The organism is Klebsiella sp. JN_Kp121 (assembly GCF_040062145.1).
GTDB classification, from domain to species: domain Bacteria; phylum Pseudomonadota; class Gammaproteobacteria; order Enterobacterales; family Enterobacteriaceae; genus Klebsiella; species Klebsiella aerogenes.
Genome location: NZ_JBEAHX010000001.1, coordinates 55,429 through 71,333, shown reverse-complemented (window position 1 = coordinate 71,333; position 15,905 = coordinate 55,429). Strand labels below are relative to the sequence as shown.

Below are 15,905 nucleotides of genomic sequence, written 5' to 3'. Positions count from 1 at the left end.
GGCATAAGGGCAAGAGCCTTTAGTTGTAAGTATCCCGCATAATCGTGCCATTCCCTTTTAGAGATCTTCCGGCATACTGATTATGTCCCTGATAAGATCGGCCACAATAAGGACAACACATCATGACAGTAATCTTCATGCCTCCATCGGAGTTCTTATCGACCCAAGCGTTAGATAGTGTCTGCCGCAAAGTTTTGGCTGGCTTACAGTAAATTCCATCAGTATGATTGTTTGCACAATCAGCTAGTGAGAAACAACTTTCTGCGAGATAAAGGATGATAGGATATGAAAGTGACTGATGAGGCTTTATTACATTCTGGGTTTACACCATCAGATTTGCAGAAGATAAAGAACAACATTGAAAGCTACGGCGGAACGTTAGGGGAAGCGATCCAAGATCTGGCAAATCGATTCAGGGTTATTTTATGGATAACATCATCTTGCCTGATGGTTTTTATCATTTTAGTGCTATTTTCTGCGAAAGAAACCGTAGTTGGTGGTGGAATATCAATTCTGATCGCTATCGTCATTGTTCTATTTATACAGCCGCTAGTCCTGTCTTACAAATCCTGGCGGTTCTTGAGAAAAAATAGAGTTTAATGGTATGGCGCTTCTGTGGAAAACAAGTCAAAAATAACTTTAGCCTTGAGTCCATAGCCTACTATTTTCATTGTTAATTTTGGTCGACTCATCGTATCAACCTGTCGATAGAAATCACGAGGCATCCATCTAAAAAGCCTCCACGCTTCAGGTTTGCTTGCTAATCCGAAGATGCTATAAACACTCGCACTTAATGTAAGTGTGTTATAAAGGGCGAGTCCTGTTTCCGGCTTGAACCCCATAAAGTGAGCCATTTCCATAGCACCATCAGCTACAAACCCTTGTGTCTTAAATTCCTTGCCATAAATACCAGGAATGATTTCTTTTGAGAGACCATTGATTCCATCCATTACAAGGATAGCTCCTGCCAGCATACCTATAGGCGTCATTGTCGAAACCATCAAAACACCGCCAGCAATAGCCATTCCAGAAACCACAACTTGAATGGCTGAAATCACATATCCGACGATTTTATTATTTTCCCTAACGAACTCGATCTTTGCATAAAGCTGCGCGACTCTGGTTCTTAACAGGCGTCCTTGTTCTTCCAGGTTATTTGTTTCAGCGCGCAGATTTTTGATGCATGCGACACATTCCTCGTCTGTTTTGGCCCGCCGTGCTGCTGCAAATTCTTTTTCTACGACCTGTTTTATCTCTTCAACGAACTTTATCCGTGTCAGGCCATCATGCAGATGGAATGCTGACAGCCTGTTTGCTGTTTCTATAAGTTTCCGGGCTTCCAAATTCACCATTGTATCTGACCAGGTTCTATTCCAGCCCCTGTTAAACAGCGTGATATCCATAATGCTTCCTCACCACACATGTGGTTGTTTTATTTCCGATTTCTTTTACCCATCATTTTCACGCAACACTGGAATATATCTAAGACATTTATTCCATGTTCTCATAATACACAGGTGACATCCTGACGGCTGTAATCGTACTTGAAGTACAAATCCCCCCGAACAACTGCACTATTGATTTCAATCGACTCTCTCTATTAAATACCAACAAAGCAAACCAACATCAAATTTATTTTCCAGAAAACCATTAATACTCCCCCTACCACTTTAACTAATACAAAAACCATTAATTTATAGGATGGATACGGGTCACTTCGATAAATATGTATCATCAATATCGGGATATAGTTTCCACCTAACTTTTATGAAACACTTTATCCCGGTTACTGACAAAAACTCACCCCACCTGATACGCCGCTATCATTCGCGTCGTTCTGGTCAGGCTATCCGCCACCTCCACTTCCGCAGTCGTAATCGCCATTCCCGCAGAACGCAGCGCCGAAATATCCGCGGCGATACGCTGGATGCCAAACCAGAACAGCCCATCCAGCGCATTGACCTGCAAACCACTTTCCAGCGCCAGACGTAATCGCTCGCGCGGCGCCTTTATCTCTTTTGCCAGCTGCTGATAGGGCGCGGCGGAGAGCGCATCCGGTCCGCTGCGAATAATCCGGCTCACAAAGCGATAACGAAACTCATCCGGAACGGCGCTGAGATCGGCTTTCAGGCTGTAAACGCAGCCGCGCTTCTTACCATTAATCACCACGTTCTTTTGATTCAGCGCCAGCGCATGGCGTAAGCGATCCACCAGCTGCGGGGCGCGGATAAGCAATAAACGAAACGGCAGTTCGAAGCTGGTGGCGTAGTCGACATTCAGCAATGCAGTACGCAAACGCGTTTCACTGTTCGCCTTTTCCTGCTGACATTCAGCAATAACTTCCGCCCACTGGCGGGTAATACGCGGAGATTCGTTGCGCTCGATGAACTGAAATTTTTCAATCTGGTAGTCGATACGTCCAGCCATTGCCGTTCCCTGTGGTTCGCCATCTCGCTGTTAGTTTTCAGCAGATTGCGTCCATTCGCAAGTAGCAGTTCGCTTTAAATCATCATGCACTAACTTCACCAGGGAATATTAGCTGAACAAATAAAAATAGATGAGAAAAGAAATTTTTATTAATTGATTAAATGATTTAACAGAACATTTAATAAGAGCTATTTTTCAGAAAACGTTTATATCAACAGTTATTGTTCCCAATAAACCAGGCAGCTACATTGCGTAAAAATAGCATTACTGGGATATAAAAATGGACACAACAGAACAAGTTAATGGAACATATTATTACAATGGCAAGTCAAACCTCTCGTCCCATGAACTTCTTTTTTGGATTTTTCTCGATACTGCAGCCATTCATTTTGGAGTAGATGACATCATGACCATTGCGTTAATCATGCTTGGTCAACCTATAAAAAATACCCGGACAAAACCAGGCGGAGCGACTAAAGGGACGAGCATTTTGAGCCATGAGTTACGGAAGGTTTTCCACAATGATTTAAAAGTCAGGCTCCCGACGTTAACCAACCAATCCATCCGTAATCTTAGATGGAGCTATGTCACCAATCTGGGAGCATTCGTTGGACGCTGGATACCCATCCTCGGGATTATTTACCTGACAGGGGATGTAATTTATGTATCAATAAAAGCAACCACTAGATACAACGCCATTGCCAGAGGTGACGATAAATTATGGTAGATCAAGATAATATCGCAGCAGCCGTTCTGGCATGGTATGAAACACAATGGAACAAGCCGACACTTACCGGCAAAAAGCAGCAGGTGAATGCGGATTTATCACTCAATACGGGCGATTATCCCTGGGCCAGAGAAAGTGGCGATGACATCATGAAATCCTATTTCCGTCAGTTTAATGTGAAGCAAGATACATTTGATTTTTTTAATTATTGGCCTCCCGAACAAGGTTTCCTCCCTAATTTCCTATTACCGAAATCCAAACGCATTTCTCCGCACAAACCGGAGCCGTTAACACTCGCGATGCTCATTGCGTCAGCACAGGCTGGGAGATGGCTGTATCGTTAGTTGTTTGAAAATAAAGTGGCCCTGTCCCGGATAGCGGCGCGCTGCGCCTTATCCGGGCTACCGGTTAGTGCCAACCCGTAGCCCAGGTAAACGCAGCGCGACCGTCCTTACTGCAGCGCCTCAAGAATATGATACGCCGCCTTCACCCGCTCCGGGTTGGGGTAGCTTTTGTTCGCCAGCATCACGATGCCGAGATCCTGTTGCGGAATAAAAGCCACGTAGCTGCCGAATCCGCCGGTGGAGCCGGTTTTATGTACCCAGGAGGCTTTCACCGGCGGCGCGGGCGGATTGACCGCCGTTACCGGCGTCGCGGCAAGCGCTACCTTATTATCACTGCCGTTAATCAGCACCTCGGCCGGCACCGGCCAGTTCAGCATCTCCCAGCCGAGCCCCTGATACATCTCCCCAGCCCGCCAATAGCGCGACTGCGCCAGCTGGATCCCCTGCCGCAGATTTTTATCCTGCACCGCCTCGCGGTTCATATTCGCCAGCACCCAGTGCGCCATATCCTCAATGCTCGACTTCACGCCGTAAGCCTCAGCGTCCAGCTGCCCCGGCGAAACATGTACCGCTTTACCGTCACGATAACCCCAGGCATAGTCCTTGCTCTGGGCGGACGGTACGTTAATCCAGGTGTGACTCAGTTTTAACGGCCGCAAAACCCGCTGTCTCATCGCCTGTTCAAAGCTCATGCCGGAAGGTTTCACCGCCAGCGCGCCGAACAGGCCAATGCTGGCATTGGCGTACAGCCGTTTACTACCCGGCGCCCACTGCGGTTGCCAGTTCTGATAGTAACGCAGTAATGCCGCTTCATCCGTCACCTCGTCCGGAACCTGCAGCGGCAGACCGCCTGCGGTATAGGTGGCGAGATGCAGCAGCGAGATCTCCTGCCACTGCTGGCCGGTGAGTTGCGGCCAGTACTTCTGCGCCGGATCGCTGAGCTTAATTTCACCGCGCGCCACCGCATCGCCGCCCAGCACGCCGGTGAAAGTCTTACTAACAGAGCCCAGCTCAAACAACGTCTGTCGCGTCACCGGACGCTGCCCGGCAACATCGGCCTGGCCCCAGGTGAAATAATAGGGTTTGCCGTGATAGATCACCGCCACCGCCATGCCCGGTATCGCCTGTTCTTTCATTAACGGGGTGATGGTCTGATTGACCAGTTCACGCAGCTGCTCCGCCGTTTGCGGCGCGGCAAACGTCGAAAATGAGGCGCCCAGCAGCAGTACGCCTGTAAGGGATTTTTTCATCATGAAGTATTTTTCCATTATCGGTTCTCGCTCAATATCCACTCTCGTCCGGGCCCTTCAGACGCGCTCAGTGTCGGTGTTTTGCTCTGCGCTGACAAACTGTTAAATTTAGCAGCAGGCTTTAGTTTTTCTAACGGATAATGTTATGACGCGCAGCTACCTTCCTCTCAATTCACTACGGGCCTTTGAAGCGGCCGCCCGGCATCTCAGTTTTACCCGCGCGGCGATTGAGCTCAACGTCACCCACTCCGCCATCAGCCAGCATGTGAAGACGCTGGAGGAACATCTTAACTGTCAGCTGTTCGTTCGCGTGTCGCGCGGCCTCAAGCTCACCACCGAAGGAGAAGGCCTGTTACCGGTACTCAATGAGTCGTTTGAAAGGATTGCCGGGATGCTAGACCGTTTCACCGGTCACCAGGCGCAGGAGAAGCTCAAGATCGGCGTAGTCGGCACTTTCGCCACGGGTGTGCTGTTCCCGCTGCTGCCAGCCTTCTGGCGCGAGTGTCCGCATATCGATTTGCAGATATCCACCCATAATAATCGCGTCGACCCCGCCGCCGAGGGGCTGGATTATGTGATTCGCTTTGGCGGCGGCGCCTGGCATGATACCGCCGCGCAGTATCTGTGCGCCGCCCCACTCTCCGCTCTGTGCGCCCCGTCGTTAGCTGCCCGGCTAAATACACCGAAGGATATTTTGCAGTTCACGCTGCTGCGTTCTTATCGCCGAGACGAATGGTCGGCGTGGATGCAGGCAGCGGGAGAATTGCCGCCTTCGCCAACCCATCGGGTTATTGTCTTCGACTCATCCGTGACCATGCTGGAAGCGGCGCAGGCAGGCTTAGGCGTGGCTATTGCCCCGGTAAAAATGTTCAGCCATCTGCTGGAAGAAAAACGCATTGTGCAGCCGTTTAAGATTCATATCGATCTCGGCAACTACTGGCTGACACGTTTGCAATCGCGTCCGGAAACGCCGGCAATGTTGCATTTTTCCCGCTGGCTGGCGGAGGCCTTAAAAGGGGGTTAATTCGGCGGAGTAATGCGCCATCAGAAGAGCTCCCGAAGGAAATAGGAAACATTTGGAAATAACGCTTACACATTATGCATAGCGCTGGATTATGCAGCGTTTTTAATTTGCCCTTGCCTGCGCAGAAACGTTTTCCCCCTGATAAACAAAAACAATAAAAAACTTTAAAAACAACATTTTAATTAATTACCCGTCCCCATGACATCCTCTCCAGCCACTCGCTGACCATAAAATTATTATGGTTGCCAATATCAGATAAGTCCGATCAAGTGCATCGTTTATGTCTATTAATTTTCTGTAATTAAGTCACCGAAGCAATCAAAACGCGAAAACTGTTGCTGTATATTTCATCGCGATCAACACGCCAACATAGGTTATCTGGATACCCATCTGCACGGTATTCGCTTGCCGTGTTTGATTACCACTATGGTTATCCCCTTAAGTACATGGAGTTAAAATGAATAAGAAATTACTGCCTGTTGTAGCACTGATCCTGTCCGCGTCCGCCACCAGTGCTTACGCAGTTAACGGCAAGGTCAACTTCACCGGTGAAATCATCCAGTCAACCTGTACTGTGACTTCTACCGACCAGAACAAAGACGTTTTCATCGGTAAATACCCGACTACCGCGTTCAACGCTGTTGGCGATGTTACCGCTTCTAAAGCGTTCACCATCAACCTGGAAAAATGTGAAGCCGGTGATTACTCCCTGCGCTTCGACGGTGCGACCGTTGCTGGTAACCCGAACCTGCTGTCCGTTGATAACGCGAAAGGCGTAGGTATCGAAATCCTGACCAACGACGAAAAAATCGTCCCGATCAACCAGAGCGCAGACGACAACTCCCCGTGGGTTAACGTTGCAGCGTCTGACGACAACAGCGGCACTGCGGTATTCAATCTGAAAGCTCGCTACAAATCTTTCCTGAAAACCGTGGAAGCTGGCTCTGCTAACGCAAACGCCACCTTTACCATCGAGTACAAATAATTACGGATAAATGTTTTTGGCCATGGATGGCCGGTACCATTATTTGGAACGTGAAATGAAAAAGTTATTAACCGCTTTATTGTTATTTGTCTCGCTGGATACTTTTGCGGGTATTCAGGTCGATCAGACTCGGGTTATTTATAACGGCGGGGAAAAATCTGCGGCGTTATCCATTCACAATGATACCGATGAAACATGGATGGTTCAGACCTGGCTTGATACCGGTGACGCCACCGCAACGCCAACCAATTTACCGATGCAGGCTATTCCGCCGATTTTAAAACTGGCGGGCAATAAAGACGCTATTTTGCGCTTTGTTTATTCCGGCAGCGGATTACCGACCGACCGCGAAACCGTGTACTGGATTAACGTGCAGGAAATTCCGCCTTCGGCGAAACAAGAAAACGTACTGCAGATTGCGATCCGTACCCGCGTGAAGCTGTTCTACCGCCCTACCACGCTGAAAACCACCTTGCAAAAGGAAGCGCAGGCCCTGACCTGGCGTAAGCAAGGTAACGATCTGGTCGTGACTAACAAAGGTCCGCTGCACGTGACTTTCGGCGTACTGACGCTGAAGAGCGGCGCGAAGACCTGGAAAGTGAATGCTGACATGGTTAAACCCATGGACTCTCTGAACATCAAATTGCCAGCCGGCGCGGCGGCAGCGGATCAGATGTCATTCACTTTTATCAATGATTTTGGCGGACATACGGAAATTAAAGATATCCGCATTCAGTAAGAGAGCAATACAATGGCTAGCCATAATAAAATAAGGACGATCCCTGGATGTCTGGCGCAGCACGTTCGCTTTGCTGTTTACGCCTCGACAATGTCATTACTGGCGACACCATTTGTCAATGCCGAAGAGCAATTCAATACCTCTTTCATCCGCGGGGCGAATAACGCCTCGCTGGTGCAAAACCTCTCTACCGGCGACGATATTTTACCAGGTAAATATGCCTTCGATATTTACCTGAATAAAAATCGCGTCGATCACCGGGAAATCGAATTTAAAAAAGATACGCCTAACACCCCGGGCTATTTCTGTTTAGATGCCGACAGTTACCGTTCATACGGCGTTCTGGTACCGGACACCGCCGGCAGTAGCGCCTGCTACGATCTGGTAAAAAATATTCCAGGCAGTAGCGTGAGCTGGAACGCCGCGCTGCAGGAGCTGAACATTTCCGTACCGCAAACCGAACTCGAAGCGCGACCACAGGGCGAGATTTCGCCGCTGGTCTATGACGACGGCATCAACGCCGGTTTCGTTAACTACGCTTTCAGCGGCAGCCACTCCCGTTTCTCCAGCGGCAGTAGCAAACAGGACAGCGACTACTACTTCCTGACCCTCAATAACGGCCTTAACGTCGGCGCGTGGCGTTTTCGCAACAACTCTTCCCTGTCAAAACAGACCGGGCAAAAAGAACAGTGGAACCCGATTTCCACCTGGGCGGAAACCGATATCGCCTCCTGGCGCAGCCGTATTCAGATTGGCCAGAGCAACACCAATAATAACGTGTTCGATAGCTTCCAGTTCCGCGGCGCGCAGATTTCCAGCGTCCCGGAAATGCTGCCGGACAGCCGTCGCGGCTACGCGCCGGTCGTACGCGGCGTCGCCAATACCAACGCCCGCGTCGAAGTGCGCCAGAACGGCTATACCGTCTACAGCACCGTGGTGCCGCCGGGACCGTTCGCGCTGACCGATATTTCGCCAAGCACCCTCAGCGGCGACTTAGCCGTGACGGTTATCGAGGCGGATGGCTCGCGCCATAGCTTCACCCTGCCTTACTCCTCCGTGCCGAATATGCTGCGCGACGGGATCTGGGAGTATCAGGTGACCGCGGGTAAATACCACGATGGCACCAATAATTATCAGCCGCAATTTATCCAGGGCACCGTGGCCCACGGCGCCGGCTCCGACTATACGCCATACGGCGGGATTATCATGGCCGAGCACTATCGCTCCGGCGTGGTCGGGCTGGGTAAAAACATGGGCGAATACGGGGCGGCCTCCGTTGACGCCTCATGGTCTGATACCGATCTGGCTTCCGGCGAGAACAAACGCGGCGCCAGCGTACGCTTCCTCTATTCCAAATCGCTCAACACCCTCGGTACCGACGTGCAGATCGCCGGCTACCGTTATTCGACGTCGGGCTTCTATGACTTCTCCGACGCGGTAGCTGAACGTAACAACTGGCAGAACGGTTTCTACCACACCCAGTATTACGATCAGAGCGACGATAAAACCGGCGCGCCGGATTGGGCGACGCAAAACCAGCGCCGTCGTTACTACGACTCGCAGCAGTACAACAACAAACGCCAGCGCGTCGAGATGACGGTCAACCAGCACATCGCCGGCGCTTCGCTGTACGCGACCTTTATCCGTCAGAACTACTGGAACACCTCCGCATACGACCGCACCATCCAGACCGGTTTCAACACCACCTGGAATCGCGTCAGCGTCGGCGTGTTTTACCAGAACAGCCGCAGTAACTACGGCTATAGCGACAACAGCGTTAACCTCAACGTCTCGGTGCCAATCAACATCTTTGGCCCGGACCACGAAAGCACGGTTAACTTTAACGCCTCTAACAGCAAGCAGAGCGGTAGCGGCTACAGCGCCGGGATGAGCGGCACGCTGCTTGATGACAACCGTATGAATTACTTCGTACAGAGCGGCCACACCCAGCACGGCGGCGATACCAGCCTGGTCAACCTGGGTTATCTGGGCAGCATGGGTAACGTCGATCTCGGCTACAGCTACAACAACAACTATCAGCAGACTTCGCTGAACGTCTCCGGCGGCGTGGTCGCGCACTCCGGCGGCGTCACCCTGTCGCAGCCGCTGCAGAACACCTTTGTGGTGGTGAAAGCGAAAGGGGCGCAGGGCGTGCGTCTGGAAAACCAGCCAGGGGTAGCGATTGACCGCTTCGGCTACGCGGTGCTCACTTCTGCGATGCCGTATCGCCACAACCGCGTCGCGCTGCGTACTTCGGATATCGGCAACGGCCTGGAAATTCCGCTGGCGGCGAAAGATATCGTGCCGACTGAGCGCGCCATCGGCCGCGTGACCTTTGAAACGCATCTCGGCCAGAGCCTGCTTATCCACGCCAAACTGGCGGACGGCAGCGTGCCGGTGATTGGCGCCAATATCTTCGGCCAGAACGGCGAACATGTCGGCGTGGTCGGTACCCGCGGCGAAGCCTACGTTTCCGGCGTTCAGAGCGGCGACCGTCTGCAGATGAAATGGGGCGACGATGCTGACGCCTCCTGCAGCCTGACGGTGCCAGAGTTACCTGCTATTCAAGCCGATCAACCCGGTGGTTATCAGGTCGTCTCCCTGACCTGTAAATAACATGAAAGGACAATTAGTTATGTCGAAATTTAACCTCTTATCCCGCACCGGGCTGACGCTGCTGGTACTCTCAAGCGCGCTGTTCTCCACCAGCAGCTTCGCGCTGAGCTGTAAGAAGAACGGTACCGAAGTATCGCAGACCATCGCGCTCACCGATCAGATTAACGTTTCGACCGCTAACCTGAAGCCGGGTACCCTGCTGTGGCGTTCGCCGACATTTACCTCCACCTTTACCTGTACCGATACGGATCACATGCCCAATGGTGAAGATGCGTATCTGTACTGGGATCCGGAAACCCGGATGCAGAATATCCACAACTCGCTGGAAGTCGGCGTTACCTATCTCAGCACCGATATTAAACCGGTAAAAGGTCAGAAAACGGATATCGGGCCAGGTACGCTCTGCCGCCGCAACCGTCCCGGCGGTGCATGCCAGTCTCCGGCGACCCCGCAGACCGTCACGGTGACCTACTCGGTTTATATTAAAGCCACCGGCAATCCGCCACCGTCAAACGGCGTGATTAACGACACCAACCGCTACGCTATCTTCCAGGTTGACGGTGTTGGCGGCCTCAACAGCCGCCCGAATAGTAACTTCCGCGCGTGGGTCACCGGGCTTGGTAATATTCGCTTTATCGCCTGCAACCCGAAAATCACCGTCTCGGCGAACAATGGTTCAACGGTCAACTTCGGCAGCATCCCGGCGCGCAATGCCGTGGTCGGCGCCATTGAGAAACAGGTTCCGTTCAGCGTCCGCGCCGACCTGACCGGCGCCGGCCAGGATTGCCAGGGTCAGACCTTAATGGCCAGCTTCAGTACCCAACAGCCGACTCAGGACACCAACACCATTCTGCCATCCAACGATAGCGGTTTTGGCATCCTGCTCTCGCGCGCCGATGCGCCGACAACCTGGCTTTCCATGAATACCCCGACGCAGTTGGGCATGATTAACGGCAGCGTGGTAGAAAGCAACTTCCTGGCCAGCCTGAAATGGCTAAGCGTTAAGCCCAAAATCGGCACCTTTAATGCGACGGCCAATATCGACGTTACCTTTAAATAGTGAAGCAAAATGCCGCTGACCAACACCGAACCGACCGGGTTACGCTATGTATTTCAGCCGATGTTCAACCGCGAAGGCAAAATGATCGCGGTAGAATGTTTGACCCGGTTTGCTCATCACGAGCCTGCTAGTCCGCAAGATATAGAACGGTTTTTCAGTGAGGCATCGGAATCACTGCGCGCCCGCATCCTGCTCGAACAAATTGAGCTGGTCAGGCAGCATCAGCAGTGGTTCCGCCAGAACGACGTCATGGTCACGCTCAACGTCGACGAGTCGACGTTGCATATGCTGCATGATGATTTTATCGCCGAGTGTGTGAAAACCATCGGCTGCCTGCATTTTGAGGTTAATGAATTTTCCAACACGCTGGTGAAACGCACCCCGACCATCGACGCCCTGACGGACAAATACTCCTTCTGGCTGGATGATTTTGGCGCCGGTTACGCCGGGTTCGCCGCCCTGACGGCGCAACCCTTTCGTTTTATCAAGACCGACAAGAACCTGTTATGGAGCCTGCTGGAAAAGAAAAACGGCCAGCAGCTGATGGACTCGCTGCTGCACTATTTTCAGGCGAATCAGTATCAGGTGATCGTCGAAGGTATTGAAACCGAAGCCCATCTTCAGTGGCTGGAAAACATGCCGTGGTTTGCCCTGCAGGGGCTTCTCTGGCGGGAACAAACCATTGAAGCCCTGGTGGCCAGCGTCGAGAAATAACCCCCGCTTTTCCCCGGATATCCACTCCCCCGCTATCCGGGCTGTCCGTTCTCTCTTCAACTTATTCATTTTCTGGCATTTTTCTTTTCCTACCTCGTCTGTCCTCGCCTCTCATATTGTTAACTTATTGTTGCTAGTGATCACAAAAATTAAACAATATGGCTATTTCATACGCATTTTTCAAAAATGTAGATATTTTTAATTTATGGCTACGAAATGAGCATCACCCCGACTCTCTGACTCTACCCGAGGAATGATTCTGATGAATGCACTGACCGCCGTAAAACCTCATGCTGATGATTTGGCCCACAGCTACACCGGTTTTTCCTTCGCTCCCTCTGCGCAATCGCCGCGTCTGCTGGAGCTAACGTTCACCGCCGAAACGACCGCGCAATTTCTTCAACAGGTCGCGCAGTGGCCGGTACAGGCGCTGGAATATAAATCCTTCTTGCGCTTTCAGGTCGGCAAGATCCTCGACGATCTGTGCGGCAACCAGCTGCAGCCGCTGCTGATCAAGACGCTGCTCAATCGCGCGGAGGGCGCGCTGCTGATCAACGGTATCGGCATTGACAACGTCGCCCAGGCCGATGAGATGGTCAAGCTGGCCACCGCCGTGGCGCATTTGATCGGACGCTCCAACTTTGATGCCATGAGCGGCCAGTATTACGCCCGTTTCGTGGTGAAAAACGTCGATAACTCAGACAGCTATCTGCGCCAACCGCACCGCGTGATGGAGCTGCACAATGATGGTACCTATGTCGAAGAAATTACCGACTACGTGCTGATGATGAAGATCGATGAACAGAACATGCAGGGCGGCAATTCACTGCTGCTGCATCTGGATGACTGGGAACATCTCGACGAATTCTTCCGCGATCCGCTGGCCCGCCGTCCTATGCGCTGGGCCGCGCCGCCGAGCAAAAACGTCAGCAAAGATGTCTATCATCCGGTTTTCGACGTCGACCAGCAGGGTCGCCCGGTAATGCGCTATATCGACCAGTTTGTGCAGCCGAAAGATTTCGAAGAAGGCACCTGGCTGAGCCGCCTCTCCGATGCGCTGGAAACCAGTAAAAACATTCTTTCCGTACCGGTGCCGGTGGGGAAATTCCTGTTGATAAACAACCTGTTCTGGCTGCACGGTCGCGACCGCTTTACACCGCATCCGGATTTACGTCGCGAACTGATGCGCCAGCGCGGCTACTTTGCGTATTCCACGAATCATTACCAGACTCATCAATAAAGATTCTCAGGCGAAGGAATTGAGCGGATGTATGATTTCGTGATTATCGGCGGCGGCATTATCGGCATGTCGACCGCCATGCAGTTAATTGAGATTTACCCGGACGCCCGCATTGCCCTGCTGGAAAAAGAGTCCGCTCCGGCCTGCCATCAGACCGGTCACAACAGCGGAGTGATCCACGCCGGCGTTTACTATACTCCCGGCAGCCTCAAGGCGCAGTTTTGCCTCGCCGGCAACCGCGCCACTAAAGCCTTTTGCGAGCAGAATGCGATTCGCTACGACGTCTGCGGCAAGATGCTGGTTGCCACCTCGCCGCTGGAGATGGAGCGGATGCGCGCGCTGTGGGATCGCACCGCCGCTAACGGCCTGCAGCGCGAATGGCTGAGCGCGAGCGAGCTGCGCGAACGCGAGCCGAACATCAGCGGACTGGGCGGGATCTTCGTTCCTTCGAGCGGCATTGTCAGCTATCGTGAAGTAGCGGCGGCAATGGCGAAGATCTTCGAATCCAAAGGCGGAACGATCGTTTACGATGCCGAAGTTAGCGCCCTGAAAGAGCACGCCAGCGGCGTGGTCGTCCACACCCGCCAGGGCGGTGAATATGAGGCATCGACGCTGATCACCTGCTCCGGGCTGATGGCCGACCGGCTGGTGAAAATGATCGGCGTCGATCCCGGCTTTATCATCTGCCCGTTCCGCGGCGAATATTTCCAACTGGCGCCGCAGCACAACCAGATCGTTAATCATCTGATCTATCCGATCCCCGATCCGGCGATGCCGTTCCTCGGCGTCCACCTGACCCGCATGATCGACGGTAGCGTCACCGTCGGCCCTAACGCGGTGCTGGCGCTGAAGCGCGAAGGCTATCGCAAGCGCGATATCTCGCTGACCGATACCCTTGAGATCCTGACCTCGCCCGGCATTCGCCGGGTACTGCAAAACAACCTACGCTCCGGGCTTGGCGAAATGAAGAATTCGCTGTGCAGAAGCGGCTATCTGCGGCTGGTGCAGAAATACTGCCCGAGCCTGACATTAAGCGATTTGCGCCCGTGGCCTGCCGGCGTGCGGGCACAGGCGGTATCGCCGCAGGGCAAGCTGATCGACGATTTCCTCTTTGTCACTACCGCGCGTTCCATCCACACCTGTAACGCGCCGTCGCCGGCGGCCACGTCGGCTATCCCGATCGGCGCGCACATCGTCAGCAAGGTGCAAACCCTGCTGGCAAGCCAGAGCAATCCCGGACGCACGCTGCGTGCGGCACGTAGCGTGGAGACACTACACGCCGCTTTTACTCGTTAACCCCTTAAGACAGGAAGCGATTATGCAACTTAAAGATGCAACTCTGTTTCGCCAGCAGGCGCTAATTGATGGCCAGTGGCGCGATGCGCAAAACGGCGACGTGATTGCTGTGACCAACCCCGCCAACGGCCAGCAGCTGGGTAGCGTGCCGAAAATGGGCGCCGACGAAACCCGCGAAGCGATTGAAGCCGCCAACCGCGCCCTGCCAGCCTGGCGTGCCCTGACCGCCAAAGAGCGCGCCACGCTTCTGCGCCGCTGGTTCGATCTGATGATGGAGAACCAGGACGATCTCGCCCGTCTGATGACCCTCGAACAGGGGAAACCGCTGGCGGAAGCCAAAGGCGAAATCAGCTACGCCGCCTCCTTTATTGAGTGGTTCGCCGAAGAAGGTAAGCGCATTTACGGCGATACCATTCCCGGCCATCAGGCCGACAAGCGCCTGATCGTCATCAAGCAGCCCATCGGCGTTACCGCCGCCATCACCCCGTGGAACTTCCCGGCGGCGATGATCACCCGTAAAGCGGGCCCGGCGCTGGCCGCCGGCTGCACTATGGTTCTGAAACCGGCGAGCCAGACGCCGTTTTCCGCGCTGGCGCTGGCCGAACTGGCGAATCGCGCCGGTATTCCCGCCGGGGTATTTAACGTGGTCACCGGCTCTGCCGGGGCTGTCGGCAACGAACTGACCAGCAACCCGCTGGTACGCAAGCTCTCCTTCACCGGCTCGACCGAAATTGGCCGCCAGCTGATGGAACAGTGTGCGAAAGACATCAAAAAAGTGTCGTTAGAACTCGGCGGCAACGCGCCGTTTATCGTCTTTGACGACGCCGACCTCGATAAAGCCGTCGAAGGGGCGCTGGCGTCGAAATTCCGCAACGCCGGGCAGACCTGCGTCTGCGCCAACCGTCTGTATGTACAGGACGGCGTCTATGACCGTTTCGCCGAGAAACTGCAGCAGGCGGTGGAAAAGCTGCGCATCGGCGACGGCCTGCAGGACGGGGTCACCACCGGCCCGCTGATCGATGATAAAGCGGTAGCTAAGGTCGAAGAACATATTGCCGACGCCCTTGCGAAAGGCGCGCGCATCGTCACCGGCGGCAAACCGCACGCGCTGGGCGGCAACTTCTTCCAGCCCACCATCCTGGTCAACGTCCCGAGCAGCGCCAAAGTGGCGAAAGAAGAGACCTTCGGCCCGCTGGCGCCGCTGTTCCGCTTTAAAGATGAAGCCGATGTCATTGCCCAGGCCAACGATACCGAATTCGGCCTCGCCGCCTATTTCTACGCCCGCGACCTGAGCCGCGTCTTCCGTGTCGGCGAAGCGCTGGAGTACGGCATCGTTGGCATCAATACCGGCATTATCTCCAACGAAGTCGCGCCATTCGGCGGTATTAAAGCCTCCGGTCTGGGCCGCGAAGGTTCGAAGTACGGCATCGAAGATTATTTAGAAATCAAATATATGTGTATCGGCCTTTAACAGGAGAGCAGG

The 15,905-nt window shown here is 53.3% G+C and carries 15 protein-coding genes; 12 read left to right on the top strand and 3 right to left on the bottom strand.

Features of this window, described 5'->3' with window-relative positions; translation table 11 throughout:
• Nucleotides 1-285: 285 nt before the first annotated feature.
• Complete coding sequence (locus ABLU86_RS00360; RefSeq protein ID WP_047740025.1) at nucleotides 286-600, top strand: hypothetical protein; 315 nt, start codon at nucleotides 286-288, stop codon at nucleotides 598-600.
• On the opposite strand, the gene ABLU86_RS00355 is transcribed toward ABLU86_RS00360, so the two are convergent.
• Both ABLU86_RS00355 and ABLU86_RS00350 read right to left on the bottom strand, forming a co-directional pair.
• Nucleotides 597-1,403 (bottom strand): DUF4225 domain-containing protein, encoded by an 807-nt coding sequence (locus ABLU86_RS00355; protein WP_086557140.1) that lies wholly within the window; start codon nucleotides 1,401-1,403, stop codon nucleotides 597-599. The genes ABLU86_RS00360 and ABLU86_RS00355 overlap by 4 nt on opposite strands.
• Before the next feature lie 397 nt (nucleotides 1,404-1,800).
• A complete protein-coding gene (locus tag ABLU86_RS00350; RefSeq protein ID WP_348796058.1) occupies nucleotides 1,801-2,427 on the bottom strand; it encodes a helix-turn-helix domain-containing protein in 627 nt (208 codons plus the stop codon).
• A gap of 280 nt (nucleotides 2,428-2,707) precedes the next feature.
• Here ABLU86_RS00350 and ABLU86_RS00345 point away from each other — a divergent pair, with 280 nt between their 5' ends.
• Entirely contained in the window at nucleotides 2,708-3,154 is a 447-nt protein-coding gene (locus tag ABLU86_RS00345) for an STM2901 family protein (protein ID WP_047046046.1), read from the top strand.
• Complete coding sequence (locus tag ABLU86_RS00340) at nucleotides 3,148-3,498, top strand: DUF1493 family protein (RefSeq protein ID WP_021466343.1); 351 nt, start codon at nucleotides 3,148-3,150, stop codon at nucleotides 3,496-3,498. The genes ABLU86_RS00345 and ABLU86_RS00340 overlap by 7 nt, the downstream gene beginning before the upstream one ends.
• 107 nt (nucleotides 3,499-3,605) lie before the next feature.
• Here the strand turns inward: ABLU86_RS00340 and ampC are convergent, their stop codons facing one another.
• A complete protein-coding gene (ampC, locus tag ABLU86_RS00335; protein WP_316502188.1) occupies nucleotides 3,606-4,751 on the bottom strand; it encodes a CMY2-MIR-ACT-EC family cephalosporin-hydrolyzing class C beta-lactamase in 1,146 nt (381 codons plus the stop codon).
• Between the two features lie 142 nt (nucleotides 4,752-4,893).
• Between ampC and ampR the strand changes: the two genes are divergently transcribed.
• The 9 genes from ampR to gabD all read left to right on the top strand — a co-directional run bounded on the left by ampR (nucleotide 4,894) and on the right by gabD (nucleotide 15,893).
• The gene (gene ampR, locus ABLU86_RS00330; RefSeq protein WP_015704503.1) at nucleotides 4,894-5,772 is read left to right on the top strand and encodes a LysR family transcriptional regulator AmpR; all 879 of its coding nucleotides are present in this window, start codon (nucleotides 4,894-4,896) and stop codon (nucleotides 5,770-5,772) included.
• Nucleotides 5,773-6,229: 457 nt separating this feature from the next.
• A complete protein-coding gene (locus tag ABLU86_RS00325) occupies nucleotides 6,230-6,757 on the top strand; it encodes a fimbrial protein (protein WP_015368070.1) in 528 nt (175 codons plus the stop codon).
• Between the two features lie 55 nt (nucleotides 6,758-6,812).
• On the top strand, nucleotides 6,813-7,496 hold the full coding sequence (locus ABLU86_RS00320) for a molecular chaperone (RefSeq protein ID WP_026612391.1): 684 nt from the start codon (nucleotides 6,813-6,815) through the stop codon (nucleotides 7,494-7,496).
• 90 nt (nucleotides 7,497-7,586) lie between these two features.
• Nucleotides 7,587-10,112 carry a fimbria/pilus outer membrane usher protein gene (locus ABLU86_RS00315; RefSeq protein WP_047054991.1) on the top strand — a complete coding sequence of 842 codons (2,526 nt, stop codon included), beginning with the start codon at nucleotides 7,587-7,589 and terminating at the stop codon, nucleotides 10,110-10,112.
• Between the two features lie 19 nt (nucleotides 10,113-10,131).
• Nucleotides 10,132-11,172 (top strand): fimbrial protein, encoded by a 1,041-nt coding sequence (locus ABLU86_RS00310; protein WP_015368067.1) that lies wholly within the window; start codon nucleotides 10,132-10,134, stop codon nucleotides 11,170-11,172.
• A gap of 9 nt (nucleotides 11,173-11,181) precedes the next feature.
• Entirely contained in the window at nucleotides 11,182-11,886 is a 705-nt protein-coding gene (locus tag ABLU86_RS00305; RefSeq protein WP_015704499.1) for an EAL domain-containing protein, read from the top strand.
• 262 nt (nucleotides 11,887-12,148) lie between these two features.
• Nucleotides 12,149-13,126 carry a glutarate dioxygenase GlaH gene (glaH, locus tag ABLU86_RS00300; RefSeq protein ID WP_032707504.1) on the top strand — a complete coding sequence of 326 codons (978 nt, stop codon included), beginning with the start codon at nucleotides 12,149-12,151 and terminating at the stop codon, nucleotides 13,124-13,126.
• A 27-nt stretch (nucleotides 13,127-13,153) separates the two neighbouring features.
• The gene (gene lhgO / locus ABLU86_RS00295) at nucleotides 13,154-14,422 is read left to right on the top strand and encodes an L-2-hydroxyglutarate oxidase (RefSeq protein WP_049033471.1); all 1,269 of its coding nucleotides are present in this window, start codon (nucleotides 13,154-13,156) and stop codon (nucleotides 14,420-14,422) included.
• A 22-nt stretch (nucleotides 14,423-14,444) separates the two neighbouring features.
• A complete protein-coding gene (gabD, locus tag ABLU86_RS00290; RefSeq protein WP_015368063.1) occupies nucleotides 14,445-15,893 on the top strand; it encodes an NADP-dependent succinate-semialdehyde dehydrogenase in 1,449 nt (482 codons plus the stop codon).
• Nucleotides 15,894-15,905: the final 12 nt, after the last annotated feature.

Bases quoted from the DNA above. Each gene is read 5' to 3' on its own strand.
- ABLU86_RS00320 (WP_026612391.1), top strand. From the start codon at position 6,813: ATGAAAAAGTTATTAACCGCTTTATTGTTATTTGTCTCGCTGGATACT.
- ABLU86_RS00350 (WP_348796058.1), bottom strand. From the start codon at position 2,427: ATGGCTGGACGTATCGACTACCAGATTGAAAAATTTCAGTTCATCGAG.
- ABLU86_RS00355 (WP_086557140.1), bottom strand. From the start codon at position 1,403: ATGGATATCACGCTGTTTAACAGGGGCTGGAATAGAACCTGGTCAGAT.
- glaH (WP_032707504.1), top strand. From the start codon at position 12,149: ATGAATGCACTGACCGCCGTAAAACCTCATGCTGATGATTTGGCCCAC.
- ABLU86_RS00360 (WP_047740025.1), top strand. From the start codon at position 286: ATGAAAGTGACTGATGAGGCTTTATTACATTCTGGGTTTACACCATCA.
- ABLU86_RS00325 (WP_015368070.1), top strand. From the start codon at position 6,230: ATGAATAAGAAATTACTGCCTGTTGTAGCACTGATCCTGTCCGCGTCC.
- ampR (WP_015704503.1), top strand. From the start codon at position 4,894: ATGACGCGCAGCTACCTTCCTCTCAATTCACTACGGGCCTTTGAAGCG.
- ABLU86_RS00345 (WP_047046046.1), top strand. From the start codon at position 2,708: ATGGACACAACAGAACAAGTTAATGGAACATATTATTACAATGGCAAG.
- ABLU86_RS00305 (WP_015704499.1), top strand. From the start codon at position 11,182: ATGCCGCTGACCAACACCGAACCGACCGGGTTACGCTATGTATTTCAG.
- ampC (WP_316502188.1), bottom strand. From the start codon at position 4,751: ATGATGAAAAAATCCCTTACAGGCGTACTGCTGCTGGGCGCCTCATTT.
- lhgO (WP_049033471.1), top strand. From the start codon at position 13,154: ATGTATGATTTCGTGATTATCGGCGGCGGCATTATCGGCATGTCGACC.
- ABLU86_RS00315 (WP_047054991.1), top strand. From the start codon at position 7,587: ATGTCATTACTGGCGACACCATTTGTCAATGCCGAAGAGCAATTCAAT.
- ABLU86_RS00310 (WP_015368067.1), top strand. From the start codon at position 10,132: ATGTCGAAATTTAACCTCTTATCCCGCACCGGGCTGACGCTGCTGGTA.
- gabD (WP_015368063.1), top strand. From the start codon at position 14,445: ATGCAACTTAAAGATGCAACTCTGTTTCGCCAGCAGGCGCTAATTGAT.
- ABLU86_RS00340 (WP_021466343.1), top strand. From the start codon at position 3,148: ATGGTAGATCAAGATAATATCGCAGCAGCCGTTCTGGCATGGTATGAA.